The organism is Stutzerimonas stutzeri SDM-LAC (assembly GCF_000235745.1).
In the GTDB taxonomy this organism is placed as follows: Bacteria; Pseudomonadota; Gammaproteobacteria; order Pseudomonadales; family Pseudomonadaceae; genus Stutzerimonas; species Stutzerimonas stutzeri_H.
This window is the reverse complement of record NZ_AGSX01000061.1, coordinates 1-796: the sequence shown is the minus strand read 5'-3', so window position 1 is coordinate 796 and position 796 is coordinate 1. Positions and strand designations below refer to the sequence as shown.

Genomic DNA, 796 nt, shown 5'->3' with positions numbered 1-796 from the left:
GGCGGCCGAATCGATCTCCTCGACCACCTGCGGCAGCATGCGCAGCCCCAGGTGGCCGGCCCAGGGGAAGCGCTCGATGCTTGGCGGTAGCAGCGTGTCGACGCGCAGGTCCTTGTCGACCTTGCCCTGCACCAGCTTGCCGCTGCCAGGATGCAGCAGTACTTCGAGCGCGTGTGGCTGATTGCCCAGCGTCGCCGAGAGCCCCCAGACGATCAGCTCCGGCATCCACTGACGCAGCCGGGCCAGCGCCAGTTGCAGTTGCACCCCGCGCTTGTTGCCCAGCAGTTCGTGCCACTCATCCACCACCAGCATGCGCAAGCCGGCAAACGCCTGACGCGCGTCGGCGCGGGTCAGCAGCAGAGTGAGGCTTTCCGGCGTGGTGACCAGCGCACTGGGCAATCGCCGACCCTGGCGCGCCCGCTCGGCGCTGCTGGTATCGCCGGTGCGCAGGCCGATGCTCCAGTTGATCTCCAGCTCATCCAGCGGGGCCTGCAGGGCGCGCGCGGTATCGGCGGCCAGGGCGCGCATGGGCGTGATCCAGAGGACGGTGAGCGGGGCGGGTTTGTCTGTAGGCTGGACCGCCTTCGCGGGCAAGCCCGCTCCCTCAGAAGCGAAGCGGTTGAGCGCGCCCATCCAGACGGCGTAGGTTTTGCCCGAGCCGGTGGTAGCGTGGAGCAGGCCGGACTCACCCTGGTCGATCGCTTGCCAGACTTCGCGTTGAAAGGGGAACGGCTGCCATTTTTGGCTGGCGAACCAGTGTTCGCTTAGACGGCTGGACGCATCACTCATTGGCCAG

The 796-nt window shown here is 67.7% G+C and carries 1 protein-coding gene; it reads right to left on the bottom strand.

Features of this window, described 5'->3' with window-relative positions; translation table 11 throughout:
* Positions 1-789 (bottom strand): DEAD/DEAH box helicase (locus PSTU_RS20550; protein ID WP_036992754.1); only part of this gene is annotated, 789 nt, incomplete at its 3' end.
* Positions 790-796 lie beyond the last annotated feature (7 nt).